The sequence below is a fragment of the Rhodococcus sp. FW305-130 genome, from assembly GCF_058788335.1.
The window spans coordinates 249,847-274,254 of the sequence record NZ_JBYTAP010000009.1; the positions used below are offsets into that span (position 1 = coordinate 249,847).

The following is a 24,408-nucleotide window of genomic DNA, read 5'->3' on the forward strand; positions in this document are numbered from 1 at the left end:
TGGCATATAGTCGCACCCATGCAGCTTGATTCGACGCCTTCGCCCCTGCCGACGCTTCCGCTCCGATTCGGAACTCCCCTGACCGAGAACGCCATCCGCGTGATGATGTTGGGATCAGGCGAGTTGGGTAAGGAAGTTGTCATCGCGTTGCAGCGTCTGGGCGTCGAAGTGATTGCGGTGGATCGGTATCCCGATGCCCCTGGGCATCAGGTGGCTCATCGTGCGCATACCGTCGACATGACCGATCCGGAAGCGCTGCTTGCCGTCATCGAGTTGGAAAAGCCTCACTTCGTGGTTCCCGAGATCGAGGCCATTGCGACGGATGCGCTTGCACTCGTTGAAGAACGCGGGGCCGCGGTGGTCATCCCGACCGCCCGCGCCACCCAGCTCACGATGAACCGTGAGGGGATCCGTCGGCTCGCGGCCGAGGAGTTGGGCCTGCCCACTTCGCCGTACGCTTTCGCGGACTCGCTTGCCGAAGTGCAGGCAGCGACAGACCGAATCGGTTTCCCGTGCGTCATCAAGCCCGTCATGTCCTCGTCGGGGAAGGGACAGTCGACGGTTCGATCCGCCGAAGATCTCGACGCCGCATGGGATTACGCGATGGCCGGAGGTCGTGTGAATCACGGCCGGGTGATCGTCGAGGGTTTTGTCGATTTCGATTACGAGATAACACAATTGACGGTTCGCGCCGTCGGTGAGAGCGGTCAGGTCGAGACGTCGTTCTGCGAGCCGATCGGGCACCTGCAGGAAGCCGGTGACTACATCGAATCGTGGCAGCCGCAGCAGATGTCCGCAGTTGCCCTCGCCTCGGCCCGAGACGTCGCCGAGAAGGTGACCACGGCTCTGGGCGGGCGAGGCATCTTCGGCGTCGAGCTATTCGTGAAGGGTGACGACGTCTTCTTCTCCGAAGTGAGCCCACGGCCGCACGACACCGGATTGGTGACTCTGCGGACGCAGCGACTTTCGGAGTTCGAGCTGCATGCCCGCGCGATCCTGGGATTACCGGTCGACACGACGCTCACGGTTCCGGGAGCATCGGCGGTGATCTACGGCGGAATGGAGGCCAAGGGGATCGGATTCGACGGCGTCGCCGAGGCACTCTCGGTTCCCGAGACGGACCTGCGGCTCTTCGGCAAGCCCGAGAGCTTCACGCGTCGTCGCATGGGTGTTGCAGTGTCGACGGCCGCCGATGTGCCGACTGCACGCGCCCGTGCTCGCGAGGCCGCGTCGAAGGTGCGTCCCGTCGGATGAGTCCTGTGGCCGAGGTCCTCGTCGGGCTGGTCATCCTGGTCGGTCTGATCGGTGTCGTCGTTCCGATTCTTCCGGGGACACTTCTCGTTTTCGGTGCAATTCTGGTGTGGGCGATCATGACCGGTGGCGCGACGGCGTGGACGGTGTTCGCGCTGTCCACGCTGGCACTGGTGGTCACCGGGATCGTGAAGTACACCTGGCCAGGCAAGCGGATGAAGTCCGGGGGAGTGCCCAACCTGTCGGTGGTGGTCGGCGGCGTCGTCGGCATCATCGGGTTCTTCGTGATTCCGGTCGTGGGCTTGTTCCTCGGATTCATCGTCGGAACGTATTTCGCCGAACTAGCGCGACTGCGCCGTTACGACATCGCCTGGTCGTCGACGCTTCACGCGGTGAAGGCAGTCGGATTGTCCATGCTGGTGGAACTGTTCGGAGCGCTGATCGCGGCGGGGCTGTGGCTGGGAGCCGTCGCGTTCACTTGAGCGCAGCGGTACCAGGAGCGGGCGTTGTCGCACATGACCGCGGACAGGTCGTCGCCGACAGCTTCGGCGATCACGTCCAGGTCGTGGACCTCGAACGCTCGACGTGCCCGTGTGCCGGGTAGATCGGTGCCGAACATCAGCGCAGCGGGATTGACCGCGTGGATCTGGCGAAGCACGTCGCCGACGTCGGAGATGGTGGTGCGTCCGAACCCGGTGGCTTTGACGCGTACCCCGCGGTCTACGAGGTTGAGGAGATACGGCAGTCCGCGGGTGGACATTCCCAAGTGGTCGATGCTCACCGCCGGCAATTTGGCGAAGACGGGTTCCAGCGACAGCAACAGCGTGGCATCGACGTAGAACTCGGCGTGCCAGCCGACCAGATCGAATGCGCGGTTGGCGAGATCGGCGAGTAGACGCAGGTCGGTGGCGCCTCGGCGCAGATTGAATCGGACGGCGCGCACTCCCAGCGCGTCCAGCGCAACGATGTCTTCATCCGTCGCATCGAGCGGCAAAGCAGTGACGCCCACCCAGCCTTCGCCGAGCTCGGACAAGGCAGCTTTCAGGTATTCCTGGTCATTGCCCTGGTACGACGCGGTCACCACCGCGCCGCCGTCAACACTCAGGCCCTTCAGTGAGGCAAGCCGGGCCCGGTAATCGGCCACGGTGAAGGGCTCAGGCAGGTACCCGTGATTCTCGACCAGCGGGAAGCGCGGGTCGATGATATGCACGTGGGCGTCAAACACGGGGTCTATTTTGCCCTGTTGCCCTGGGTCCCCGCACACACCACCGGCCCGATGTGACCTGGGTCGCGTCGGGCCGGTGGAGGGCTTCTGTTCAGTTACTTCTGCGCACTCAGTTCGCGCGGTCGGGCTCGGATGCCTTCAGCATGTCGTGACGCTCGACGACCTTGATGCGCTCACGGCCTTCGGGCTCGCCCAGGCTGCGCTCGTGCGCGTCGAGGCGGTACCAGCCCTGCCAGGTCGTGTACGGCACCTGCTTGCCTTCGAGGAACTCGATGACGGCGTTCTCGTCGGGGTTCGCGGCGCCGGCGAAGCCGACGGAATCCTCGAGAAGATTCGCGACGGTTTCGTTGGCGTCACCCTTCGTGTGGCCGATGAGGCCGACGGGGCCGCGCTTGATCCAGCCGGTGACGTAGGTGGCCGGCATGAACCGGGCTGCGCCCTCGGCGTTGTCGTCGGCGACGACGCGTCCGGCGTCGTTGGGGACGGTGCCCGCCTGGTCGTCGAACGGCAGCTGCGTGACGTTCTGCGAGAGGTAACCGACGGCGCGGTACACGGCCTGGACATCCCAGTCCTTGTACGTGCCGGTGCCCTTGACGTTGCCGGTGCCGTCGAGCTGAGTGCGCTCGGTGCGCAGGCCGACGACCTTGCCGTCTTCACCGAGGATCTCCGTGGGAGATTCGAAGAAGTGCAGGAACAGCTTGTGGGGGCGGGCTCCGACGTCGCGGATTGCCCAGTCCTGCAGCGTGTTCGCGACCATGTCGACCTGCTTGGAGTTGCGGCGAGCCTGCTCGGAGCCCTCGTCGTAGTCGATGTCCTCGGGGTCGACGATGACCTCGATGGTCGGGGAATGGTCGAGCTCACGCAGTTCGAGAGGCGTGAACTTGGCCTGGGCCGGGCCACGGCGTCCGAAGACGTGAACCTCGACGGCCTTGTTGTTCTTGAGGCCCTCGTAGACGTTGGCGGGGATCTCGGTCGGCAGCAGTTCGTCGCCGGTCTTGGCTAGGACGCGGGCGATGTCGAGCGCAACATTGCCCACGCCGAGGACAGCGACCTTCTCGGCTTCGAGCGGCCACGTACGCGGTACGTCGGGGTGGCCGTCGTACCAGGAGACGAAGTCGGCCGCGCCATAGCTGCCGTCGAGTTCGATACCCGGGATGCCGAGCGCGCGGTCGGCGTTGGCGCCGGTCGAGAAGATGACCGCGTCGTAGAACGACTGCAGGTCGTCGAGGGTGATGTCGGTGCCGTAGTCGATGTTGCCCAGCAGGCGGACCTGAGGCTTGTCGAGCACCTTGTGCAGAGCGGTGATGATGCCCTTGATGCGCGGATGATCAGGCGCGACGCCGTAACGAATCAGGCCGAAGGGCGCGGGCATGCGCTCGAAGAGGTCGATGCTGACGCCGCGGCCGGAGACTGCGGTGTCGGATTTCATGAGGGCGTCGGCGGCGTAGATGCCGGCGGGGCCGGCGCCGACGATCGCGACCCGGAGTGGGCGGTTGGAGTCAGTCATCGTGAGGACAGCTACCTTCTTCGAAGTTCGGACAACATATCGACAAGTATCCAATTTAGCCGAACCTAAGCACAGTGCCTCGGTTGCGGCCGAACGGATCCACACTCTCACTCGATCGGTTGTGGGTAAACCTATTCTTTCTTCCCATTCTCCCGTTGTCTCGGGTATTCGGGGTAGGGGCCTGGTCCTTGACGGGCCACAATTTCAAGTTGTGGGGGAGTATTGGCGTTATGAGTGACGAGCTTCGCGAATCCGACAACATCGATGGCAAGAAGGCGTCTGCGGGGCCGTTCCTCTTGGCTGTTGCCATCGTCGCCTTGATTCTGGGTGGAATCTTCGTCGCGTCGTGGATCTCGCCGGCCGAGGAGAACGTCACCGAGTCGGACCGCGTGAGCCGCTCCGTCACCGACTACGTCGATGCCGAGAATCGAAATGACGCGGAGACGGTCAAGACCCTGACCTGCGCGAGCTTCAATTCGAGCACTGGTCCGATGGCCGGAGTCGACGGGACGGTCGAACTGAAGGGTGTGGACGGGGTCGTGGTCAACGGGGATCGCGCCAGGGCCGACGTGACGATCACCGGCGGCGGAGCGGGCGAGCGGGTCTCGACCTGGGCCCTGACCCGTGATGGCAACCGTTGGGTCGTCTGTAACTGACGGCCCGCTCAGGCGCTCACGGCAGTCTTGTGAAAACATGGACTACGTGAGTTACGCAGGCGATCTGACGCCGGAGCAAGCCTGGGAGCTGCTCCGCGAAAACCCCGACGCCGTGCTGGTCGACGTGCGGACCGATGCGGAGTGGAAGTACGTCGGTGTCCCCGATGTTTCCTCCCTCGGCAAGCAGGCCGCACTGATCGAATGGGTGAGCCACCCGACCGGCGCGCGCAATGACAACTTCGTCGACCAGTTGAAGGAAGCCGGCATCACCGCCGATTCCTCCGGGTCGGAGCGTCCGGTGATCTTCCTGTGTCGATCCGGACAACGTTCCATCGGTGCGGCGGAAGCTGCGACTGCGGCGGGCATCGGCCCGTCGTACAACGTGCTCGACGGGTTCGAAGGCGCATTGGGTGCCGACGGACATCGCGGACTTGTAGGTTGGCGGGCCATCGGCTTGCCATGGAGGCAGCAGTGAGCGGAATTCCCCAGGGTGGCGCATTTCAACGAGCGCTGCCGGACGACGTCGGTCTCGGCACTCTCGGTGTTCGCGGTGGACTGATGCGTACCGGGTTCGAGGAGACTTCCGAAGCGCTGTTCCTCAACTCCGGATTCGTCTACGAGAGTGCAGAAGCCGCCGAACAAGCCTTCACCGGCGAGGTGGATCATTTTGTCTACTCCCGCTATGGCAATCCGACGGTCAAGATGTTCGAAGAGCGTTTGCGTCTCATCGAAGGCGCAGAAGCGTGCTTTGCGACGGCCAGCGGAATGTCGGCAGTCTTCACGGCGTTGGGCGCACTGTTGGCCAACGGCGACCGATTGGTTGCCGCGCGCAGCCTCTTCGGATCCTGCTTTGTCGTGTGCAACGAGATACTTCCGCGCTGGGGCGTCGAGGTTGTTTTCGTCGACGGTGAGGACAACGCGCAGTGGGAAGAGGCGCTGTCCGTGCCGACCACTGCCGTGTTCTTCGAGACGCCGTCCAACCCGATGCAGTCCCTCGTCGACGTTCGGCGGGTGTCGGAGCTTGCTCATGCTGCCGGTGCAAAGGTAGTGCTGGACAACGTCTTCGCGACGCCGCTTCTGCAGCGCAGCCTCGATCTGGGCGCCGACGTCGTGGTGTACTCCGGTACCAAGCACATCGACGGTCAAGGCCGCGTGCTCGGCGGCGCGATCCTCGGCACCGAGGAATACATCAGCGGTCCCGTCCGAGAACTGATGCGGCACACCGGTCCTGCGCTCAGCCCGTTCAATGCGTGGACTCTGCTCAAGGGTCTCGAGACCATGCCGGTCCGTATTCGGCATTCCGTGGCTTCGGCACTCGAGATCGCCGAATTCCTCGAAGGGCACTCCGGCGTCAAGTGGGTCAAGTATCCGTACCTGACTTCGCACCCGCAGCACGAGCTCGCGAAGTCTCAAATGAGCGGCGGCGGAACTGTAGTCACGTTCGAGCTCAATGCGCCTGACGGCGAGGGCAAGAAGCGGGCGTTCGAGGTTCTCAACGGCCTGCGCGTCATCGACATCTCCAACAACTTGGGTGATTCCAAGTCGTTGATCACCCACCCCGCAACCACAACGCACCGGGCCATGGGTCCGGAAGGCCGTGCAGCAGTGGGTCTTACAGACGGCGTTGTGCGTTTGTCGGTGGGGCTGGAAGATACCGCCGATCTCTTGGCTGATCTGAAGCGAGCCCTCGGCTGATCCGGTAGAACGCCTTGCCCTCGAACTTCGTTTGGCGAGGCGTTCTACGGCGAAGGTGTCAGACCCAGTTGTTTGACGTCGATCGTCAACGCCGTCGTATTCAGTGTGAGACCTGAGCTTGTCGTGTCGGCGGGGTAGATCGTGAACAGCACCTGCGCGGTCAGGTTGGTGTTGTTCAACGCCGATGTGACCGGAATGAGGTTCGGCGTCGGTGCCGTGCTGTCGTACAGAAGATTGTTGCTCTGATCCGTGACGTACGTGCGGAGATCGACACTGGCGGTCGCGAGCCCGCCACTCAACTTGGTCTTGTCGACCGTCACGTTCGCTTTCAGACGTGGGCCGGTGGCCATCACCTTCGAATCGCAGAAATACGTGTAGTTGAATCCGGGCTTGAGTCGGTAGGTAGTGATGTCCGGGATATATACGAGTGGATTCGGATTGGTGGGCGCGTTGACGTAGACCTGCGAATACCACCCCCCGCCGCTCGTGGTCACGCATGCTCCCAGATCCAGGGTCCCGGACTGGACAGCGGCGCTCGTCAGGGTCGTACTGTCCGTCCATTTCGCCAATGTGCCCGAGCCGCCGAGCAATACAGCTCCGGCCGCGGCGACTGCCATTGCAGCCTTCGTCGTCTTCTTCATCACGGCACCAGCGCCTTGACTTCGTCCGGAAGTTCGCTCGGGGCAGGAGATTCGGCCCAGACTCCCGTTGACGTGTCGATGGCGGTGACTCCGGACGTGGTGATCACGTACAACTGATCGGTACCGGTGAGCCAATGCAGTACAGCGTCATTGTCCACGGCACCCCGATACACCTCGGTGCCCGATGAATTCGACACGGATACAACGGTTCCACTGGCAGTCGAGAGCTTCTGTGCGCTGAAGCCAGTCGTGGCCGCCGGGGCGTCGATGGGAACCTCGCTCGGGGTGGGCGTAGTTGTTGTGGGTGTCGTTGTCATGGTCGTTGTTGTTGTCGTTGTGGACGGAGTAGTTGTAGCCGGTGACGAGGTGGTTGTCGAAGGTGTAGTTGTGCTGGTGGTTGTCGTGGCCTGCGAGGTTGTTGATGCGCTCGGAGTAGTCGTGGGTGAAGGTGTGGTCGAACTGACCGCTGCGGTGGAGGTGGTGGTCGTCGCACTCGGAGCTTGTGCAACCAGCGCCGAACGAGCGGCCGGAGCTGAGGCTGCCGTGGTTCCGCTCGTGGGTCCGGATACACACGCCATGTCATTGAGGATGATGAGCAGTGTCGAACTGCTGATGCGGTACCCGGTGTATTCCGGTGTCACGTAAGTTCCAACGAGTCCGTGTAATTCGACGTCGTAGTTTGTGTTCGACAGGAGAATCCCGCCGCTCGGCAGATCGGACAACGTCAGGGCCGTCGAGAGGCCGGTCACGTCTCTGATCAGCGGAGGTTGGGTGGTGTTGGTTGCGTTTCGGACGATGATTCGAAATGTATCCGTGGCAACGCCAGGCCAAGCGAGCACGACGGAAGTTCCCTTGTCCGAGCAGGTCATTGACGCGGGAGGTTTCGGAAAGCTTGCAGCAGTGGTGAACGAAATGCTTCCCGCTGTCGCCATGCCCGTGAAGGCGGCCTGTGTTCCGCCGACGTTCGCAATGCCCGCCACGCTGAGACCGACCGTTGCCAATGCGACGATTGCCTTGAAGGCGTGGGAATCGCCGTGCGCGTCCTGACGATCCAGCCTGGGTTCCCCTTCATCCGGTCTTTTCCGTGGGCGAAATGCGATGTACAGCAGTCCTCCGACGGCAATCGCACCAAGCACAAGCCCACTCGGTCCGGACAGCCAGACGGCCACGTAGCCGAGGCGGTTGATGCTGAAGAAAACTCGATCCGCTTCGGTGATGACGTAAGGATCTGGGTCTGTGACGGGATTCGCGTCGCCGCGCAGCTGTGCAATTGCAAGATTGTTGCCTTGCTGCTCGATCGTCTCGACACGATGGGTGATTCGAACGCCTTGGTTGTCGTAGACACTGACGATGTCACCGACCTGAACTTCCGAAGCAGGCACGGTGCGCGCGAATGCCAGAGCACCGGTCTCGATCGTGGGAGACATCGATCCGCTCTTGAAGATCAGCGGAGTGATACCGAAAGCGAAGCCGGCAATGAACAATCCGATGGATGCCAGACCGGCGAGGGCACCGAGGGTGAGCAGAAGTTCGTGAATCCGACGTGGCGTCGAGGCTTTCGGTGACATCTTCGTGTGTCGTGACACGGCGCTCACACCTTTGCCGAGAAGTTCAGGACGATGCTCGACGAGCTGCTCGTCGGTGGGGTCGGACTCGTCGGAAGCGTCACCGAGACACAAAGATTGTCGGTTGCCCCGATAGCCAGAGAACGGTCGGGCGCACCGACCGCCTGATTTGTGGTGAGTGTCAGCGGTAAGGACAACACCACATTGCTGCCATCTGTGCATTTGTTGGCCACAGTTCCGTTCAACGACACAGTCATCCGCAAGTAGGTCGTCAGCGCGCCGCCGCTGGTGGAAGTAATCGTGTATTTCAGAGGAAGATTCACGCCTGCCCCCACGTTGTTGACTTTGACGATGGCGGAGTTCGAGTCGCCGGGAATCATCCCGGTTTTGCCGAGTTGGCTGAAGTTCAGTGTCGTGGTCAGCGTGGGTTGGATTGTGGTATTCAACTGCAGATTGATCGACCCGGTCGTGATGTTTCCCGAAGTCGCAGTCGCGGAAGACGTCCAGGCCGCGAGCGTGGTCACACCGCCGACGCCAAGCACCATCCCCAGTGCGAGCAGCGCGCGAAAACGCGTGCTGGTCAACAGGTGACGAATCCGGTGGACCGGACGGTCAGGGCGCGAGGGCATCGTGCTGGCCTTTCTCGTTCTGGTCGGAGTTGGGGAGGTTGGAAGCTGAAGGGTCAGGAGCCAATCGTGCTCGAGCTCGCTCCTTCCGGCCGTCACGGATGCCGCTGATCATCATGTAGGCCGCGTACAGCAGTAGTGCTGTCACGACTATCACCACGATCACGGTGCGCTGCTCTCCGGTGAGCCAAGTGTTGACGTAGCCGAGATACGGAAGGCTGTACCAGACCTTTCCCCGGATCTGTACTGGCCGTACTTCTTTCTCGTCGCGTTCACCGTTCGCGTCGCCTTGGGTGATGAAAGTTCGTTCACCCTTCTGGTTTTCGCTCGTGGCAATGATCCGGTGTGTGACGACTGTCGGCTGACCGGATTCCAGCTGGTACGTAATAGGTGTACCGATCCCCAGTTCGGACGGATCGACAGGTTTGACGACGACCAGTGATCCAGGGTTGTACGTCGGGCGCATCGAACCGGTCAGAATCGTGAAGCGCTGCGCTCCCGCGAAGAAGGGGACGACAATGGTTGCGACGATGACTGCCGAAATTGCCAGCAGCAGTGTCCAGCTGACAATCGAGGTGACCCACCACAGAGGACCGGTACGTTCACCGCGTTTGGTCGAGTGTTTCGTCATGCCGCCCCTGCCTGGAACGTGAAGGTGGCGTTGTTCGTCTGACCGGAAACCGCACCAACACCCACCGTGAGCCGCAGACACAGGATGTAGGTGCCACCGGCTGCGAGCGGAGTCGGCATGTACGCGGGGGAAACCGGGTACTGCAGCGATGCATTCATCGATCCGGACGTCACTGGGGTCACTGCCGGAGCCGCGGTGTTGACGCCGGCCGGGCAGGCGCCTTCGTTGGCGACTCCGTACGTGGTCAACGTGAATCCCGGAAGTGCGCTCGTCGACTGCATTCGCCACTGCAGAGGATCAGACCCCGAATTCTTGACGGTGAGCGGAGCTTGCACCGTGTTTCCCGGGACCACAGGCGTCGTGGCCGTCGTCAAATTCGCCAGGGTGTACGCCGCACTGGTTCCGGCCGATGTACCAACGGTGAGGTTGACGCTGGCAGCGGTTGCGGTCCCACCACTCGCGCTCGCCGAATCGGACCACAGCGCGAGCGACTGCTGTGACGATGCGAACACCGCTACAGCAGCCACCGCGACTGCGATCGCTCCCCAGACCTTTTTCCTCATGAAATTACGGAGCCGGAGTCAGCGCTGTCTGAGTGACGACCAGCTTCATCGCCGCCAAGTTCAGCGACTGATTCTGCGCGACCTGGTTGGCCACCTCGGTGAAGTTCAGACGGACTCCGACGTGCACGATCGTGCCGTTCTGTACCTTGGTGATCTGTGAAATCGGGTTGCCACCAGCGTCCTTGATGGTCGTAACCGGCTGTACAGCGGCGGCAAGTTCGGCGCTGTTGGCACCTGGAACGATGCCGGCCGTATCAGCGGTCAGAACAGCCGCGAGACGATCGCCCACTGCGGTCACTGTGACGTCGCAGGTGTATTCGATGCTCTCGGTGGTGACGATGCGGTAAGCCGAGATGTTGGTGATCGCGGTCTTCGTCGGATTGAGGGAGTTCCAACCGCCGCCGACCGGTGCGCAGGCGCTCAGGTCGAGTGCACCGGAAGTGACGGGTCCGCCGCCACTGACGTCGGCCGAGTCGCTCCACACAGCGAGCGAGCCCGCACCGCCGAGGAGGAGGGCGCCGGCCGCAGCAGCAGCGATCGCGCCCTTGGTCTGCTTCTTCATGAAAATCTCATTTCATGTCTGGGACCCGAAATGGGTCGTTCAGACATGAGTATCAGCCACGGCAAACGATTCGTTACTACTTTTTCTCAAATTTCTTTTTGGACTGCGATCCACCTATTGTCGGGGTGTATTCGCCTCTGACCTGCGAATAACTATCAGTACGCAATCTTCCTTCGAAAGAAACCGCTTGTTTGTCCAGCTGGACAAAGTGGACGAGTCGGATCCTGGCAAATCTAGTGTTTTTTACCAGTTAATTACCGACTCGCGGTTTTGTTTTGCAATTGAATCAATTGTTTGCGGTGCTACGGAATGGATCGGTTGTCATTCCTACAAGATCGGCGACCGACTCGAGAACGACTGTGGGTCGGTACGGGAAGAGCTCCACCGACGCGCGGGTCGAGATCCCGGTCATCACCAGAATCGTCTGCAGTCCGGCTTCGAGGCCACAGACGATGTCGGTGTCCATCCGGTCGCCGATCATCAATGTGTTGGCCGAATGAGCGCCGATGGACCGCAGGGCAGAGCGCATCATCAAGGCGTTGGGCTTGCCGACGTAGTAGGGATCGCGTCCGGTTGCCTTGGTGATGAGAGCGGCGACCGAGCCGGTGGCCGGCAGCGAGCCGTCACGCGACGGCCCAGTGGCGTCGGGGTTGGTGGCGATGAACCGCGAACCACGCTCGACCAGGCGAATGGCGGTCGTGATCGCCTCGAACGAGTACGTGCGCGTCTCGCCGAGTACGACGTAGTCGGGGTCACTGTCCGTCAGGACGTAACCGATGTCGTGCAGGGCAGTGGTCAGGCCCGATTCGCCGACCACGTAGGCGCTGCCGCCTGGCCGCTGGTTGGCCAGGAACGTCGCGGTAGCGAGCGCTGACGTCCAGATCGACTTCTCCGGGATGTCGAGTCCCGAATTGAGCAGGCGTGCTCGCAGGTCACGCGGGGTTCGGATGGAGTTGTTGGTGAGCACCATGTACGGGATGTCGTTCGACGCCAGCTCTGCCAGGAACGTGTCCGCTCCAGGTATCAAGTGCTCCTCGTGGACGAGAACCCCGTCCATGTCCATGAGGTAGGTCCAACCGGTCTGATCTTCTGTACTGGTCATGACTCCAGTATGTGCGGGTGCCGCCCGATGTGGGCGATCAAGCGAGAAGGCGCCACAGCCCGATCAGGCCGACGACGACAATCGTGTAGCGCAATGCAGTGGGGGACAGGCGCCGTCCGTAGCGGGCGCCCAGGACGCCACCGCCGAGCGAGCCGACAGCGATCAAACCGGCTGCTGCCCAATTGATCTGATCGAACGCCAGAGTGATGTACATCCCCGCTGCAACGATGTTGACGAGCAGTGAGAGCAGGTTCTTCGCGCCGTTCATGCGTTGGAGGGTTTCCGGGAGGATGGCACCCATCACACCGATGAGAAGGATGCCCTGCGCGGCAGTGAAGTATCCGCCGTAGATGCCGACCGCAAAGGTGCCGGCGGTCAGGAGCATCAGCCTCTTGGTGGACAGCGTCGTTTCTTCGGTTGAACGCTTCTTGGCCCACGCCTGGATGCGTGGTTGGAGGAGGACGAGCGCGAGGGCGAGGACCAACAGCACCGGAACGATGGTTTCGAACAGTTTCTCGGGTAGATGCATGAGCAACCAGGAACCGAGTAGTGCCCCGGCGAGTGACGCCGGAATCTGCCACTTCAGTCGATCCCACTGTCCGGACAGCTCGCGTCGGTAGCCCCAGGTGCCGGAAACTCCGCCGGCGACGAGCCCGACCGCGTTGGACATGGTCGCGGTCACGGGCGGCATGCCGAAGGCGACCAGCGTCGGGAACGTGATCAGCGTTCCACTGCCGACCACGGCGTTGATCGCGCCCGCACCGATGCCGGCCAGCAATATGAAGAAAGCGTCGAGTCCACTCACTCCGCAGACGGTACGGCAGAGGAAAAGTCGGTCCAGACGGCGGTCCCGGTCTTCGTTCGAACACTCCATTGAACACGTCAAACGCGGCTTCGGACACCGTTGGAATCAGTGCGATTTCAACCTGGTTGATCTTTCATTTCCCTTGCAGTGCAGGGAAATACAACATTTGACGACTAGACATTTCGGGTCTAGTCTTTGCTCACCATCCAGAGCGACCGAGAGACCTGGCTCGTCGACGTCGCAGCAACCCCCCGAGTGATCGGGAGCGGGTGCTACCGCCAGGACCGATGGAAGGCATCACATGGGTTCCACTTCGCACGCTCCGCACAGGCGCCGCCATATCGATCTGTGCCGCACCGCTTCGTGTCACTGTCGCTGACCGAACCGTCGTCTTCGCAACTCGAGCTCACCAACTCGAGACCACAGCTGCGTTCCCATTCCCCGAAAGGTCTATTCGTCATGTCCACTCCGTCAGGTAGCGCGCCGTGAGCGCGCCCACCGATGTCCGCCCCGAAAAGTCGGTGTCCGAGCCGCAACTTCCGGACTCGGAGCTTGTCGTTGCTCGCACCTGGCACCCGCTGCGCTGGGTGATCAGTGCGGTCGTGCTGGTACTGCTTGCTCAGTTCATCCACGGACTCGTCGTCAACCCCGGCTGGGACTGGCCGACCTTCGCGCAGTACTTCACCGCGAAATCAGTGCTCGCCGCGCTGTGGATGACGATCAAACTGACGCTGTGGGGGACGATCCTCGGATTCGGTCTCGGTGTTTTCCTGGCACTCGGTCGGTTGTCGAAAAACCCGGTCCTGCAGGTGATCGCTTGGACCTACATCTGGGCCTTCCGCTCGATTCCACTCATCGTGCAGCTGCTCTTCTGGTTCAACATCACATACCTGTACCAGACGCTTTCTCTCGGAATACCTTTCGGGCCCGAGTTCTTCACCTTCCAGGTCAGCGGTGTGATCGGCGGATTCACCGCGGCGGTCATCGGTTTGGCGCTGCACCAGGCTGCATACTCGGCCGAGATCATCCGCTCCGGAATCATTTCGGTGGATCACGGCCAGATCGAAGCTGCTCACTCGCTCGGTATTCCGCGCAGTCGCCAGTTCTTCAAGATCGTTCTCCCGCAGGCAATGCGAGCGATTCTCCCCAACGCCGCCAACGAGGTCATCGGACTCTTCAAGGGAACGTCGATCGTCTCCACCATGGCAATCGCCGAACTGTTCTACCAGGTGCAGGTCATCTTCGGCCGCAACGGACGAGTCGTGCCCCTGCTGATGGTCGCCACGATCTGGTACATCATCCTCACGACGTTGCTCTCGATCGGTCAGTACTACGTGGAGCGCCACTATGCACGAGGATCCGCCCGTGCGCTTCCGTTGACTCCGGTACAGAAGGCGCGCAAGAAGTTCGAAGAGATTCGCGATGCGCGTCTCGATATTCCGAGAGGTGCGACCCGATGACCGCAGAACTGGCCGAAGAGACGGTGTATGCCGTCGAAGCGCGCGGAATTCACAAGTCGTTCGGCACGCTGGAAGTACTTGCCGGCGTTGATCTCCTGGTCCGCAAGGGCGAAGTGACCGTCATTCTCGGTCCGTCTGGTTCCGGTAAGTCCACCTTGCTGCGCACCCTCAATCACCTCGAGAAGGTCGACCGCGGGACCGTGCGGATCGACGGAGAACTGATCGGGTACCGGCGCAAGGGAAACCGGCTCCACGAACTGCGTGACCGCGAGATCCTGAAACAGCGTTCGCACATCGGATTCGTGTTCCAGAACTTCAACCTGTTTCCGCACCTGACCGCGCTGGAAAACGTGGTGGAAGCGCCGCTCTCGGCCCAGAAGCGTGATCGTGTCGAGGTGTACCGCGAGGCCCGCGCACTGCTCGAGCGAGTGGGAGTGGGGGACAAGGCGGACGAGTATCCCCGCCAACTCTCCGGTGGCCAGCAACAGCGCGTCGCGATAGCGCGAGCGCTGGCACTGCGGCCGGCGGTCATTCTCTTCGACGAGCCGACGTCGGCGCTCGACCCGGAACTGGTCGGCGAGGTTCTCGAAGTCCTCGCTCAGTTGGCCCGTGACGGCGCCACCTTGGTGATCGTCACACACGAGGTCGGATTTGCTCGGGAAGTGGCGGACACTGCGGTCTTCATGGACGGCGGCGTCATCGTCGAACAGGGCCCACCTTCGCAGGTGATCGACAATCCGGTCCACGAACGGACCAAAGCTTTTCTCTCCCGCGTCCTCTGACGCGACCCAGACTCATTCCCGGAAGGAAAAATTGATGTTCTCCCCATCCCGTCGCGCGACTTTTCTGATCTCGGCTCTTGCCACAGTCGGACTGCTCAGCGCTGCGTGCAGCAGCGCGGACGCGGAGTCCGACGGCGCCCAGGTCACCGCTGCTGCGGGTTACAACCTCACTGCCGATCAGAACCGCATCACCACCGACAAAGTCGATTCCATTGCCGCCGAGCTACCTCAGGACATTCGCGACCGTGGCACGCTGCGCGTCACCGGTAGTGCCGGTGCCGCTCCGCCGCTCCGCTTCTACGCCGACGACGACACCACTCTCATCGGTTCCGAGACCGACTTCGCCTACCTGATCGGTGATGTTCTCGGTTTGAAGGTCGACCTGCAGACCGCAGACTGGGCACAGAACTTCGTCCGCATCGATTCCGGCGAGGCTGATGCATTCCTGTCCAATGTGACTGTGACGGAAGAGCGTAAAGAGAAGTACGACTTCGCCACCTACCGACTCGACACCCTGGCCTTCGAAGCCAAGAAGGGCTCCGGGATCTCCATCAAGGAACCCAAGGATGTCGCAGGCAAGAAGATCGCGGTAGGTTCCGGTACCAATCAGGAAGCGCTGCTGGTCAAATGGAGTGAGCAGAACGTCGCGGCCGGCCTGGCCCCCACCGACATCTCCTACTACCAGAACACCACCGACTACTACCTGCCGCTGCAGTCCGGCCGGATCGACGCCTACTTCGGACCGAACCCGTCGTCGCAGTTCCATGCCAAGCAGTCGGGTGAAACCGAAGTTGTCGGTGAGTTCTCCGGTGCAGGCGACACGCTGCAAGGCCAGATCGCGGTTCTGGTGAAGAAGGACAACGGGTTGATCAAGGCAATCAACGACGCGATCAACCACACGATCGAGAACGGCACGTACCAGCAGATCCTCGAGCGCTGGAACATCACGAATGAAGCCGTCGACACGTCCCTGATCAACCCGCCCGGCCTTCCGAAGACCAAGTGAGCTCTCGTCCATGAGTGAGATTCTCGATGCGATCGTCATCGGTGGAGGACTCGTCGGGTCCTCCACCGCCTGGCGGCTCGCGGCGCGCGGACGTAGCGTCGTTCAGCTGGAACAGTTCGGGCCGGGGCACAAGCACGGTGCGTCGCACGGTACTTCGCGCATCTACCGTCAGGCGTACGACAATCACCTGTACACCGGGTTGGCGGCCGACGCGCTGCCGCTGTGGCGGGAGTTGGAGACCACGACGGACATCGGGTTCCTGGAACTCACCGGTGCCGTTGATCACGGCCTGCCGCAGGCAGTGCAGTCCAAGGCGAAGATACTTCTCGAGGCGGGCATCAAGGGCGAGATCCTCACCCCTGCCGAGGCGTCCGCCCGTTGGCCGGGGCTGCGATTCGACACCACGGTGCTCCATCATCCCGATGCAGGCCGGTTGCACGCGGACCGCGCCGTGACCGCTCTGAAGGCGGGAGCGGTGTTTGCCGGCGCCGAGGTCCGTCACGACGTTCGGGTGTTGGCACTCGCGCGGGCGTCCTACGGCGTGGACGTGGTGACGGACAGTGGAACGCTCGCAGCTCGTCAGGTAGTGATCGCGGCCGGTGCGTGGACTGCGGATCTGATCGAAGACAGCGGTCTCGGCTCCGAGATCGTACTGCCGACACTGCGCACGACACAGGAACAACCGGCACACTTCGCACCGCTCGATCCCGGAGTCGAGTGGCCGAGTTTCGTTCACCACACCGGCGCAGAATTGGAGACCGCGGGGATCTACGGGCTTGGTTCCGAGGACGGGATCAAGATCGGCGAACACGCGACCGGGCCGGTGGTGACTCCGCAGACCCGTGACTACACCCCTGGTGTCGACGGAGAGCAGCGATTGGTGGAGTACGCCGAGTCGTGGTTGCCCGGTGTCGATTCCACCCGTGTCGAGTCGCTCACCTGCCTGTACACGAGCACGCCGGACAGTAACTTCGTCATCGACCGAGTCGGAGCCGTCACGGTGGCGGCGGGGTTCTCGGGGCATGGGTTCAAGTTCGGTCCGGCCTTGGGTGAACTTGTGGCGGACCTCGTCGACGGAACCACCCTCGCTCCGGAAGTTTTCAGGCTGGGGGAGCGTTGACCAGATTCATGGAGGAAAGTGTTGTGGCACTGGAGCTCGGAACTCGACAGCTCGAGGGTGTCGGAGCGGTAGAGGTCTATTCGGTATCGCAGGACGATCCCTTGGCAGCTCCACTGATCGCGGAGTTGGCACTCGAATACAGTTCGCGTTACGGCGGGACTCGCGAAGCGATGCTCGAGGATCTCACGACGTATCCGGCAGAAGAATTTGCCTATCCGCAGGGTGCGCTTCTGGTGCTCACCCACGACGGTCTGCCGATCGCCGGTGGTGCGTTTCGTCAATTCGATTCCACCACTGCCGAACTGAAGAGAATCTGGACATCGGTCGACTATCGGAAGCGCGGCCTCGGCAAGGCCGTCGTTCGCGAGTTGGAACGAGAGGTCGAACTTCGTGGATACAACCGGGTGTTTCTCACGACGGGTCCTCGGCAACCCGAGGCCGTCGCGCTGTATCTGTCCAGTGGATACACACCGCTTTACGACGCGTCACTCTCGCCCGAAGAGGTGGGCATCCACCCGTTCGAGAAACAACTTCGGGTCCTCGAAAATGTGACTCGAGCAGCAATTCCTACCGACCGGGTTGACAACACCCGGGTTTAACCTCGTACACTTGCGAACGACCATCCAGAGCGACCGAGAGACCTGGCTCATTGAAGTCGCAGCAACCCCCCGAGTGATCGGGTGCGGGTGCTACCGCCAGGACCGATGGAGGAACACGAAATGAAGGCAGTCGAAGGCGGTTTCGATACCGCCTGGTCGCGTCGTCACGTAGACCTGTGCCGCACCGCGGGATCTTTCTGTACCAACTGACCTCGGTCAGTCATTCACACTCAGGCGAGTCGTCGACAAGTCTGTTTTCTCTTCTCTCACAAGTGATTCGTGCTCGATCGCCTTTCTCGTCTCAGGCGACGGGTGCGCTCTTCGGCATGCCTCTTTAGGAGTTCTTGGTGTCTTCGCCCTCATTCGGTGCCCGCAAACGCGCGACCGTAATCGCCGGTATCGGTGCTGTCTCGGTTCTCGGCACCGTCCTCGCCGGCTGCAGCAGCGGGAGTGACAGTGCTGCCGACGCAGGCCCCGCCCAGTCCGGCGGAACCCTTCGCTACGGTCTGTCGCAGGCGCCGACGTGTGCCGATCCGGCCCAGGCCGGCAGTAACCAGACCGTGTATGTCACTCGGACCGTGGTGGATTCGCTGACCGATCAAAATCCCGACTCCGGAGAGATCACCCCGTGGCTCGCCAAGAGCTGGGAGATCAGCCCCGACGCCGCTAGCTTCACGTTCGTCCTTCGCGACGACGCCACCTTCAGTGACGGCACCCCGGTGACGGCGGATTCGGTGAAGAAGACCTTCGACTCGGTCAAGAATCTCGGACCGAACGCGTCGTTGGCGAAGAGTTACCTGTCCTCGTACACCGGTACCGACGTCGTAGATGCTCACACGGCGAAGATCAATTTCTCCGGACCCAATGTTCAGTTCCTGCAGGCAACTTCGACGCCACAGCTCGGAATCCTCGCCGATTCCACCACCGCGCTGGCATCCGAGCAGCGCTGCCCCGGTGCAGCGGTGATCGCCTCCGGACCGTTCGTGTACACCGACTGGCAGCAGGACAAGAGCGTCAAGATCGCCAAGCGTGCGGGATACAACTGGGCGTCGGACGCGGTCGCGCATCAGGGTGAGGCCTACCTCGACGGCGTCGACTTCACGGTGGTCCCCGAATCTGGTGTGCGGGCAGGCAGCGTGGCCTCCGGCCAGCTCGATGCGGTCAGCGATGCGCTTCCGCAGGATGCGCCGCAGATCGAGGGCGCAGGCGGACGAATCCTCACAAGGCCGAACCCGGGTGTGAGCTTCTTCTTCCAGCCAAACGTCAGTCGCGGCGTTCTCGCCGATCAGGCTGTTCGCCAGGCCATCATTCCCGCGATCAACCGCCAAGAACTCGTCGACACCGTTCTGGATCCGTCGTTCTTCCCGGCCACGAGCCCGTTGGCTCACACCACTCCGCTCTACAGCGACGAATCGAGTGTCGTGACGTACGACGCCGACAAGTCGGCGAAGCTTCTCGACGCGGCTGGTTGGAAGACCGGCAGCGACGGTATCCGCGAGAAGGACGGGCAGAAGCTCACTTTCAGCGTCACCTTCAGTCCGGTGTTCTCGGGTAACCAGGCCATCCTCGAGCTCGTACAGCAGCAGCTCAAGAAGGTCGGCGTCGACTTGCAGCTCAACCTGGTCTCGAACGGTGAATGGACCGAGAAGGGAGTATCGGGTGATTACGATTCGCTGTATTACAACAGCACTCGCGCGGACGCCGACATCCTGCGGGCATCGTTCAGCACAGAGGGCCGCAACCTGAACCGTCGCGGCGCAGATCCGGAGCTCGACAAGGTTCTCACAGACCAGCTTGCAGCCACGGACAACGGCCAACGCGGCGAACTGGTATCCACTGCACAGGAATTGATCCTCGACCGTGGACTCTCCATCCCCACCATCGAGCTCTCACAGGCCATCGGTGCCGGATCGAGTGTGCAGGACCTGAACTTCGAAGCCTCTTCACGCCTGCAGTTCTACGACGCATGGTTGTCGGGTAAGTAATCATGACTCGATACGTACTCACCCGACTGGGTCAGGCCGCAGTGGTCCTGTGGGCCGCCTTCACCATCTCGTTCGTGATTCTGTTCCTCCTGCCGAGTGATCCCGTCAGCATGGCTGCCGACTCGTCCGGTCAGGGTGTCGCAGTGGATCAGGCTGCGCTCGATCAGCTTCGGGCGCGGTACGGCTTGGACCAGTCGGTGTGGGTGCAGTACTGGACGTCGCTGACAAATGCTCTTCGCGGCGATTTCGGTACATCGATCTCCACCGGTCAGCCGGTGACGGATGCCATCTTCTCGGCGCTGCCCAGCACTCTGGTGCTGGCAACCACCGCTTTGGTTCTGGCCGTGTTGTTCGGAGTGGCGATCGCGTTCTTCGCTACCTACACCCGCAAGCGGTGGCTCGCGAACCTGTTGTTCTCGCTGCCGCCGCTGGGTGTGGCAGTGCCTACTTTCTGGGTGGGCCTGATTCTTCTGCAACTCTTCTCGTTCCGTCTGCACATCTTCCCGGCATTCGGAGACAAGGGATTCGCAACGGTGATTCTTCCGGCGATCACCTTGGCGATCCCGACCGGCGCGGTGATCGCGCAGGTGCTCACGACCAGCCTGCAGTCGACGCTACGTTCGCCGCATGTGGAGACTGCGTACGCCAAGGGCGCAAGCCGTTGGCGCGTGCAGACCCGTCACGCGTTGCGACTGGCGAGCATTCCGGCATTCACCATTGCCGGTGTGCTGGTCGGCACGCTGCTCGCCGGCTCGGTGGTTGTGGAAACGGTGTTCTCTCGCGCGGGCGTCGGCCGTCTGACACAGACGTCGGTGATGGCGCAGGACATCCCGGTGGTGCAGGGAGTCGTTGTGTTCGCCTCTCTCGTGTTCGTGCTCGTCAACCTCGCGGTCGACCTCTTCTACCCCTTGATAGATCCACGGATCATCCAGACGAAGAAGAGTCACACCGAAAAGTCGAATACCGAAAGCTCGACCGATCTGGAGCCGGCTCATGTCTGACACATTGATCGAACCCCTACTCCTCGATCCGAGCGTCGAGGCGAAGACACCTGTTGTTTCGCGCCGAAAGTCCACGGCCATCGGCTGGATCCGAAAGCCCGGCTTGGTGATTCCGGTGTTGATCGTGTTGCTTGCCATCGGCTTTGCCGTCGCACCCGGATTTTTCGCCAGCGGCGATCCGTTGTCCGGTGTCCCGGCGGACAAACTGCAGGGCCCGAGCCTGGCTCACTGGTTCGGAACCGACAATCTCGGACGTGACCTGTACACACGGTTCGTGCACGGCGCCGCGCTGTCCCTGACCGCAACCTTGGTGGCGGTCGGAATCGCATTGGTGGCGGGATCGATAATCGGTTTGCTCGCGGGCTTTGTCGGTGGCGTCGTCGACGCCGTGCTGATGCGCATCGTCGACGTGCTGCTGTCCATTCCGGCACTGCTGCTCTCGTTGGCCCTTGTCACCGCACTCGGCTTCGGCACCATCAACGTCGCCATCGCGGTCGGCGTCAGTATGGTCGCCAATTTCGCGCGAGTGATGCGTGCCGAAGTGATGCGGGTGCGCGGAGCTCAGTACGTCGAGGCTGCGTTCAGTTCAGGTGTGCAGTGGCTCGGTGTCCTGCGTCGGCACGTGCTTCCCAACTCCTACGCGCCGGTGGTCGCGCTGTCCGCTGTCGAGTTCGGGCAGGCAGTACTGGCCGTGTCGGCTCTGAGCTTCTTGGGATTCGGCGCCGTTCCGCCTACCCCGGAATGGGGATCGCTGGTATCCGAGGGACGCAATTTCCTCGCCAATGCCTGGTGGATGACAACACTTCCCGGTTTCGCGATTGTCGCCGTGGTCATCTCGGCACACCGTATCGGCCACGAGATCGAAAGGAACAACCGGCGATGAGCACGACCGAGGAACAGTTGCTTTCCGTCACCGACTTACAGATCGCCTACGGCGCCGAACCCGCGGTATCCGGCGTGAGCTTCACCGTCGGTCGGGGCGAAGTAGTTGCGGTGGTCGGGGAATCGGGTTCCGGTAAGTCGACCACGGCGCACGCGATATTGGGTCTGCTCGCCGGCAGTGGCCACGTCACCGGCGGGACCGTCGAGTTCGAGGGTGAACAGATCGACTCGTATTCCGACCGTGCGTGGCAGCGAATCCGCGGCGCGCGTATCGGTTTGGTGCCGCAGGATCCGACGACCTCGCTCAACCCGGTGACGAGGATCGGCGACCAGGTTGCAGAAGTCCTCCGGATCCACGGCCTCGCAGACCGTCGCAAAGCCCGGTTGGACGCCGTCGAGGTGCTCGAGCGCGCGGGTATCGACCGGCCGGAAATCCGAGCACGCCAGTACCCCCACGAGCTCTCCGGCGGTATGCGGCAACGCGTTCTGATCGGTATCGCGCTTGTCGCGAACCCCGCCCTCATCATCGCCGACGAGCCGACCAGTGCTCTGGACGTCACGGTTCAACGACGCATCCTCGACCACCTGGACGAGCGAATCGCCGAATCCGGTGCCGCCGTGCTCCTGATCACGCACGACCTGGGTGTGGCCGCAGACCGCGCGGACCGGATCCTGGTGATGCAGGGCGGCAGGATCGTCGAATCCGGCCGCACCGCAGATATTCTGGACAACCCGCGACACGAGTACACGAAGAAGCTGCTCGACTCGGCTCCGAGCCTGTCCTCGGGACCGGTCGATCGGCCGGTCCGTCAGGATACGAGCCCGCTGCTGACGTTGACCGGAATCACCAAGCGTTTCAACGTCGGACGCGGGAGTTCGATCACCGCGGTGAACGAGGTATCGCTGACTGTTCCGCGTGGTCAGACGGTGTCATTGGTGGGGGAGTCCGGCTCCGGCAAGTCGACCACGGCGCGCATCGCCGTGCGGTTGGAGCAGGCGGATGCCGGCACCATCTCCTTCGACGGACACGACATCACGAAGGTCAAGGGCAGCGATCTGCGCGAGCTGCGCCGAAAGATCCAGCTCGTATACCAGAACCCTTATGCATCACTCGACCCGAAATTGTCCGTCCAGGACATCGTTGCGGAGCCGCTGCGGGCCTTCAAGGTTGGTGGACGCAGTCAGCAGCAGAGTCGTGCAGCAGAGTTGCTCGATCAGGTTGCACTTCCCGAGCAGTTCCTGAGCCGCAAACCGGCCGAACTCTCGGGCGGCCAGCGTCAACGGGTGGCGATCGCTCGTGCGCTCGCTTTGAAGCCGGACCTGCTCGTTCTCGACGAACCTGTGTCAGCTCTCGACGTCTCGGTGCAAGCGCAGATTCTGGCGCTACTCGACGAGTTGCAGCGCGAACTGGGCCTGACCTATCTCTTCATCTCCCACGATCTTGCGGTTGTTCGCCAGATCAGCGACGTCGTCGGCGTCATGCAGGCCGGGCGATTGCTCGAAATCGGCACTACCACCGAGATTTTCGACAATCCCCGAAACGAGTACACACGCACACTTCTCGACGCGATCCCCGGGCGGGATCATTCGACACGAAAGGCCGAACATGTCCGAGCGTAGTTCCGGAGCATTCCTGGTCGGCCTCGAATTCGAGGGAACCGGAGCTCATCCGTACTCCTGGCGACGCGAGGATTCGCGCGCCGAAGATCTGTTCACGCCCTCGTACTGGGTGGACCTGGTGACCGCCGCGGATCGGGGTGGGGTGGATCTGGCGTTCCTCCCTGACTCGTTCGGACTGCAATCCGAGGGCCAGCACGCAGTGCGGGGCAGATTGGAGGCGGTTGCAACTGCGGCGCGGCTGAGTGCTGTGACCTCGCGTATCGGCCTGATCCCCACTGCGACAGTCACGCACACCGAACCGTTCCACATCTCCAAGGCCGTCGCGAGTATCGACTACTCCTCAGCGGGGCGGGCCGGCTGGCAGGTCGCGGTGTCCGACACCGCTGAGCAGGCGTCGTTGTTCGGCCGAAAGGCAGTGCAGGGCCCCGAGTCCGCGTGGGAGGAAGCGTCCGAGGCTGTCGAGGTGGTCAGTCGGCTGTGGGACAGCTGGGAGGACGACGCCGAGATACGGGACGCTGCTAGCGGACGATTCATCGATCGAGACAAGCTGCACTACATCGACTTCGAGGGAAAGAACTTTTCCGTCAAAGGGCCGTCCATCACGCCGCGCTCCCCGCAGGGGCAGCCGCTGATCGCCGTCGACGCGAGCAGGCCGGAGGCACGCGAGCTCGCTGTTGCGCGCGGAGATCTGATTCGGATCTCGGCAACCGACCTCGGCGAGGCCAACGCCACGGCCAAGCTGGTCCACGCGAACGCCGCTGCCCTCGGGCGCAGCGTCAGGGTTCTCCTCGACGTCGACGTGCTTCTCGGCGCTGATCGCGGAGCCGCCGACGACGCTCTGGCCGAACTCGAGGAATGGGCGGGAGCGCCGTACGCCCCGCATTCGCTGTTCTATCGCGGTGACAGCGCCGGCCTGACTGTCCTCCTTCGCGAGATCGGTGGGCTGGCCGGGGTCGACGGTGTTGTCCTGCGTCCCTTGGCTTTGGCTGCCGCAGTGGAGAAGATCGCGGCGGACGTGGTGCCGAATCTCAATCCGCGACCGACTACCGGCCCGACGCTGCGCGAGCGGTTGGGTTTCGAGTTGCCCGTCAATCAGTTCGCGTAGCGCGAGCAAAGAACAGGAA

At 62.3% G+C, this 24,408-nt stretch carries 26 protein-coding genes and 2 riboswitches; of the genes, 16 read left to right on the forward strand and 10 right to left on the reverse strand.

Annotated features, from left to right (window positions below; all coding sequences use genetic code 11):
* Positions 1-18: 18 nt before the first annotated feature.
* Positions 19-1,254 (forward strand): formate-dependent phosphoribosylglycinamide formyltransferase, encoded by a 1,236-nt coding sequence (purT, locus tag AC3WQS_RS26575; protein WP_492712887.1) that lies wholly within the window; start codon positions 19-21, stop codon positions 1,252-1,254.
* Complete coding sequence (locus AC3WQS_RS26580; protein ID WP_019749482.1) at positions 1,251-1,733, forward strand: DUF456 domain-containing protein; 483 nt, start codon at positions 1,251-1,253, stop codon at positions 1,731-1,733. The genes purT and AC3WQS_RS26580 overlap by 4 nt, the downstream gene beginning before the upstream one ends.
* On the opposite strand, the gene AC3WQS_RS26585 is transcribed toward AC3WQS_RS26580, so the two are convergent.
* Together AC3WQS_RS26585 and AC3WQS_RS26590 are read right to left on the reverse strand one after the other, a co-directional pair.
* Entirely contained in the window at positions 1,637-2,476 is an 840-nt protein-coding gene (locus AC3WQS_RS26585; RefSeq protein ID WP_024487914.1) for an amidohydrolase family protein, read from the reverse strand. The genes AC3WQS_RS26580 and AC3WQS_RS26585 overlap by 97 nt on opposite strands.
* Before the next feature lie 109 nt (positions 2,477-2,585).
* Positions 2,586-3,983 (reverse strand): FAD-dependent oxidoreductase, encoded by a 1,398-nt coding sequence (locus tag AC3WQS_RS26590; RefSeq protein ID WP_019749484.1) that lies wholly within the window; start codon positions 3,981-3,983, stop codon positions 2,586-2,588.
* A 230-nt stretch (positions 3,984-4,213) separates the two neighbouring features.
* Between AC3WQS_RS26590 and AC3WQS_RS26595 the strand changes: the two genes are divergently transcribed.
* Genes AC3WQS_RS26595 through AC3WQS_RS26605 form a run of 3 tightly spaced genes read left to right on the forward strand, consistent with a single transcriptional unit; the run spans position 4,214 to position 6,334 of the window.
* Positions 4,214-4,639, forward strand: coding sequence for an Rv0361 family membrane protein (locus AC3WQS_RS26595; RefSeq protein ID WP_019749485.1), 426 nt, complete (start codon positions 4,214-4,216; stop codon positions 4,637-4,639).
* Positions 4,640-4,685: 46 nt separating this feature from the next.
* On the forward strand, positions 4,686-5,114 hold the full coding sequence (locus AC3WQS_RS26600; protein ID WP_007726822.1) for a rhodanese-like domain-containing protein: 429 nt from the start codon (positions 4,686-4,688) through the stop codon (positions 5,112-5,114).
* The gene (locus AC3WQS_RS26605; RefSeq protein ID WP_020968824.1) at positions 5,111-6,334 is read left to right on the forward strand and encodes an O-succinylhomoserine sulfhydrylase; all 1,224 of its coding nucleotides are present in this window, start codon (positions 5,111-5,113) and stop codon (positions 6,332-6,334) included. The genes AC3WQS_RS26600 and AC3WQS_RS26605 overlap by 4 nt, the downstream gene beginning before the upstream one ends.
* Before the next feature lie 44 nt (positions 6,335-6,378).
* On the opposite strand, the gene AC3WQS_RS26610 is transcribed toward AC3WQS_RS26605, so the two are convergent.
* The 8 genes from AC3WQS_RS26610 to AC3WQS_RS26645 form a co-directional block, all read right to left on the reverse strand.
* On the reverse strand, positions 6,379-6,975 hold the full coding sequence (locus tag AC3WQS_RS26610; protein WP_046378152.1) for an alternate-type signal peptide domain-containing protein: 597 nt from the start codon (positions 6,973-6,975) through the stop codon (positions 6,379-6,381).
* Positions 6,975-8,561: a signal peptidase I gene (locus AC3WQS_RS26615; protein WP_492712886.1), complete on the reverse strand. Its 1,587-nt coding sequence runs from the start codon at positions 8,559-8,561 to the stop codon at positions 6,975-6,977. Before AC3WQS_RS26615 ends, AC3WQS_RS26610 begins: the two co-directional genes overlap by 1 nt.
* 5 nt (positions 8,562-8,566) lie before the next feature.
* Positions 8,567-9,169 carry a SipW-dependent-type signal peptide-containing protein gene (locus tag AC3WQS_RS26620; RefSeq protein ID WP_133728344.1) on the reverse strand — a complete coding sequence of 201 codons (603 nt, stop codon included), beginning with the start codon at positions 9,167-9,169 and terminating at the stop codon, positions 8,567-8,569.
* Positions 9,153-9,797 carry a signal peptidase I gene (locus AC3WQS_RS26625; RefSeq protein WP_492712885.1) on the reverse strand — a complete coding sequence of 215 codons (645 nt, stop codon included), beginning with the start codon at positions 9,795-9,797 and terminating at the stop codon, positions 9,153-9,155. Before AC3WQS_RS26625 ends, AC3WQS_RS26620 begins: the two co-directional genes overlap by 17 nt.
* Complete coding sequence (locus AC3WQS_RS26630) at positions 9,794-10,360, reverse strand: hypothetical protein (protein ID WP_030535991.1); 567 nt, start codon at positions 10,358-10,360, stop codon at positions 9,794-9,796. Before AC3WQS_RS26630 ends, AC3WQS_RS26625 begins: the two co-directional genes overlap by 4 nt.
* 4 nt (positions 10,361-10,364) lie before the next feature.
* Complete coding sequence (locus tag AC3WQS_RS26635; RefSeq protein WP_020906667.1) at positions 10,365-10,922, reverse strand: alternate-type signal peptide domain-containing protein; 558 nt, start codon at positions 10,920-10,922, stop codon at positions 10,365-10,367.
* 286 nt (positions 10,923-11,208) lie between these two features.
* Positions 11,209-12,024, reverse strand: a complete 816-nt coding sequence (locus AC3WQS_RS26640; protein ID WP_029254768.1) for an HAD-IIA family hydrolase — start codon at positions 12,022-12,024, stop codon at positions 11,209-11,211.
* A 37-nt stretch (positions 12,025-12,061) separates the two neighbouring features.
* Complete coding sequence (locus AC3WQS_RS26645) at positions 12,062-12,829, reverse strand: sulfite exporter TauE/SafE family protein (protein WP_003944404.1); 768 nt, start codon at positions 12,827-12,829, stop codon at positions 12,062-12,064.
* 199 nt (positions 12,830-13,028) lie between these two features.
* Positions 13,029-13,123: riboswitch (SAM riboswitch) on the forward strand.
* 191 nt (positions 13,124-13,314) lie between these two features.
* Here AC3WQS_RS26645 and AC3WQS_RS26650 point away from each other — a divergent pair.
* The 11 genes from AC3WQS_RS26650 to AC3WQS_RS26700 all read left to right on the forward strand — a co-directional run bounded on the left by AC3WQS_RS26650 (position 13,315) and on the right by AC3WQS_RS26700 (position 24,389).
* Positions 13,315-14,289, forward strand: coding sequence for an amino acid ABC transporter permease (locus AC3WQS_RS26650; RefSeq protein ID WP_020906669.1), 975 nt, complete (start codon positions 13,315-13,317; stop codon positions 14,287-14,289).
* Entirely contained in the window at positions 14,286-15,071 is a 786-nt protein-coding gene (locus AC3WQS_RS26655; RefSeq protein ID WP_492712884.1) for an amino acid ABC transporter ATP-binding protein, read from the forward strand. The genes AC3WQS_RS26650 and AC3WQS_RS26655 overlap by 4 nt, the downstream gene beginning before the upstream one ends.
* Before the next feature lie 34 nt (positions 15,072-15,105).
* Entirely contained in the window at positions 15,106-16,077 is a 972-nt protein-coding gene (locus tag AC3WQS_RS26660; protein ID WP_047888726.1) for an ABC transporter substrate-binding protein, read from the forward strand.
* 10 nt (positions 16,078-16,087) lie between these two features.
* Positions 16,088-17,197, forward strand: a complete 1,110-nt coding sequence (locus AC3WQS_RS26665) for an FAD-dependent oxidoreductase (RefSeq protein ID WP_477845784.1) — start codon at positions 16,088-16,090, stop codon at positions 17,195-17,197.
* 8 nt (positions 17,198-17,205) lie between these two features.
* A complete protein-coding gene (locus tag AC3WQS_RS26670) occupies positions 17,206-17,796 on the forward strand; it encodes a GNAT family N-acetyltransferase (protein ID WP_492712883.1) in 591 nt (196 codons plus the stop codon).
* Between the two features lie 17 nt (positions 17,797-17,813).
* A riboswitch (SAM riboswitch) is annotated at positions 17,814-17,908 on the forward strand.
* An 8-nt stretch (positions 17,909-17,916) separates the two neighbouring features.
* Positions 17,917-18,006 carry a putative leader peptide gene (locus AC3WQS_RS26675; RefSeq protein WP_310504006.1) on the forward strand — a complete coding sequence of 30 codons (90 nt, stop codon included), beginning with the start codon at positions 17,917-17,919 and terminating at the stop codon, positions 18,004-18,006.
* A gap of 137 nt (positions 18,007-18,143) precedes the next feature.
* The gene (locus AC3WQS_RS26680) at positions 18,144-19,781 is read left to right on the forward strand and encodes an ABC transporter substrate-binding protein (RefSeq protein ID WP_446837353.1); all 1,638 of its coding nucleotides are present in this window, start codon (positions 18,144-18,146) and stop codon (positions 19,779-19,781) included.
* A 2-nt stretch (positions 19,782-19,783) separates the two neighbouring features.
* Positions 19,784-20,782: an ABC transporter permease gene (locus tag AC3WQS_RS26685; protein ID WP_070386603.1), complete on the forward strand. Its 999-nt coding sequence runs from the start codon at positions 19,784-19,786 to the stop codon at positions 20,780-20,782.
* Positions 20,775-21,665 carry an ABC transporter permease gene (locus AC3WQS_RS26690; protein WP_492712881.1) on the forward strand — a complete coding sequence of 297 codons (891 nt, stop codon included), beginning with the start codon at positions 20,775-20,777 and terminating at the stop codon, positions 21,663-21,665. Before AC3WQS_RS26685 ends, AC3WQS_RS26690 begins: the two co-directional genes overlap by 8 nt.
* Positions 21,662-23,284 (forward strand): dipeptide ABC transporter ATP-binding protein, encoded by a 1,623-nt coding sequence (locus AC3WQS_RS26695; protein WP_029254771.1) that lies wholly within the window; start codon positions 21,662-21,664, stop codon positions 23,282-23,284. Before AC3WQS_RS26690 ends, AC3WQS_RS26695 begins: the two co-directional genes overlap by 4 nt.
* Entirely contained in the window at positions 23,271-24,389 is a 1,119-nt protein-coding gene (locus AC3WQS_RS26700) for an LLM class flavin-dependent oxidoreductase (protein ID WP_070386605.1), read from the forward strand. The genes AC3WQS_RS26695 and AC3WQS_RS26700 overlap by 14 nt, the downstream gene beginning before the upstream one ends.
* Positions 24,390-24,408 lie beyond the last annotated feature (19 nt).

Excerpts from the sequence above, each read along its gene's own strand:
- purT (WP_492712887.1), top strand. The coding sequence starts at position 19 with ATGCAGCTTGATTCGACGCCTTCGCCCCTGCCGACGCTTCCGCTCCGA.
- AC3WQS_RS26625 (WP_492712885.1), bottom strand. The coding sequence starts at position 9,797 with ATGACGAAACACTCGACCAAACGCGGTGAACGTACCGGTCCTCTGTGG.
- AC3WQS_RS26610 (WP_046378152.1), bottom strand. The coding sequence starts at position 6,975 with ATGAAGAAGACGACGAAGGCTGCAATGGCAGTCGCCGCGGCCGGAGCT.
- AC3WQS_RS26655 (WP_492712884.1), top strand. The coding sequence starts at position 14,286 with ATGACCGCAGAACTGGCCGAAGAGACGGTGTATGCCGTCGAAGCGCGC.
- AC3WQS_RS26620 (WP_133728344.1), bottom strand. The coding sequence starts at position 9,169 with ATGCCCTCGCGCCCTGACCGTCCGGTCCACCGGATTCGTCACCTGTTG.
- AC3WQS_RS26630 (WP_030535991.1), bottom strand. The coding sequence starts at position 10,360 with ATGAGGAAAAAGGTCTGGGGAGCGATCGCAGTCGCGGTGGCTGCTGTA.
- AC3WQS_RS26690 (WP_492712881.1), top strand. The coding sequence starts at position 20,775 with ATGTCTGACACATTGATCGAACCCCTACTCCTCGATCCGAGCGTCGAG.
- AC3WQS_RS26580 (WP_019749482.1), top strand. The coding sequence starts at position 1,251 with ATGAGTCCTGTGGCCGAGGTCCTCGTCGGGCTGGTCATCCTGGTCGGT.
- AC3WQS_RS26595 (WP_019749485.1), top strand. The coding sequence starts at position 4,214 with ATGAGTGACGAGCTTCGCGAATCCGACAACATCGATGGCAAGAAGGCG.
- AC3WQS_RS26670 (WP_492712883.1), top strand. The coding sequence starts at position 17,206 with ATGGAGGAAAGTGTTGTGGCACTGGAGCTCGGAACTCGACAGCTCGAG.
- AC3WQS_RS26640 (WP_029254768.1), bottom strand. The coding sequence starts at position 12,024 with ATGACCAGTACAGAAGATCAGACCGGTTGGACCTACCTCATGGACATG.
- AC3WQS_RS26635 (WP_020906667.1), bottom strand. The coding sequence starts at position 10,922 with ATGAAGAAGCAGACCAAGGGCGCGATCGCTGCTGCTGCGGCCGGCGCC.
- AC3WQS_RS26700 (WP_070386605.1), top strand. The coding sequence starts at position 23,271 with ATGTCCGAGCGTAGTTCCGGAGCATTCCTGGTCGGCCTCGAATTCGAG.
- AC3WQS_RS26590 (WP_019749484.1), bottom strand. The coding sequence starts at position 3,983 with ATGACTGACTCCAACCGCCCACTCCGGGTCGCGATCGTCGGCGCCGGC.
- AC3WQS_RS26695 (WP_029254771.1), top strand. The coding sequence starts at position 21,662 with ATGAGCACGACCGAGGAACAGTTGCTTTCCGTCACCGACTTACAGATC.
- AC3WQS_RS26685 (WP_070386603.1), top strand. The coding sequence starts at position 19,784 with ATGACTCGATACGTACTCACCCGACTGGGTCAGGCCGCAGTGGTCCTG.
- AC3WQS_RS26665 (WP_477845784.1), top strand. The coding sequence starts at position 16,088 with ATGAGTGAGATTCTCGATGCGATCGTCATCGGTGGAGGACTCGTCGGG.
- AC3WQS_RS26675 (WP_310504006.1), top strand. The coding sequence starts at position 17,917 with ATGAAGGCAGTCGAAGGCGGTTTCGATACCGCCTGGTCGCGTCGTCAC.
- AC3WQS_RS26660 (WP_047888726.1), top strand. The coding sequence starts at position 15,106 with ATGTTCTCCCCATCCCGTCGCGCGACTTTTCTGATCTCGGCTCTTGCC.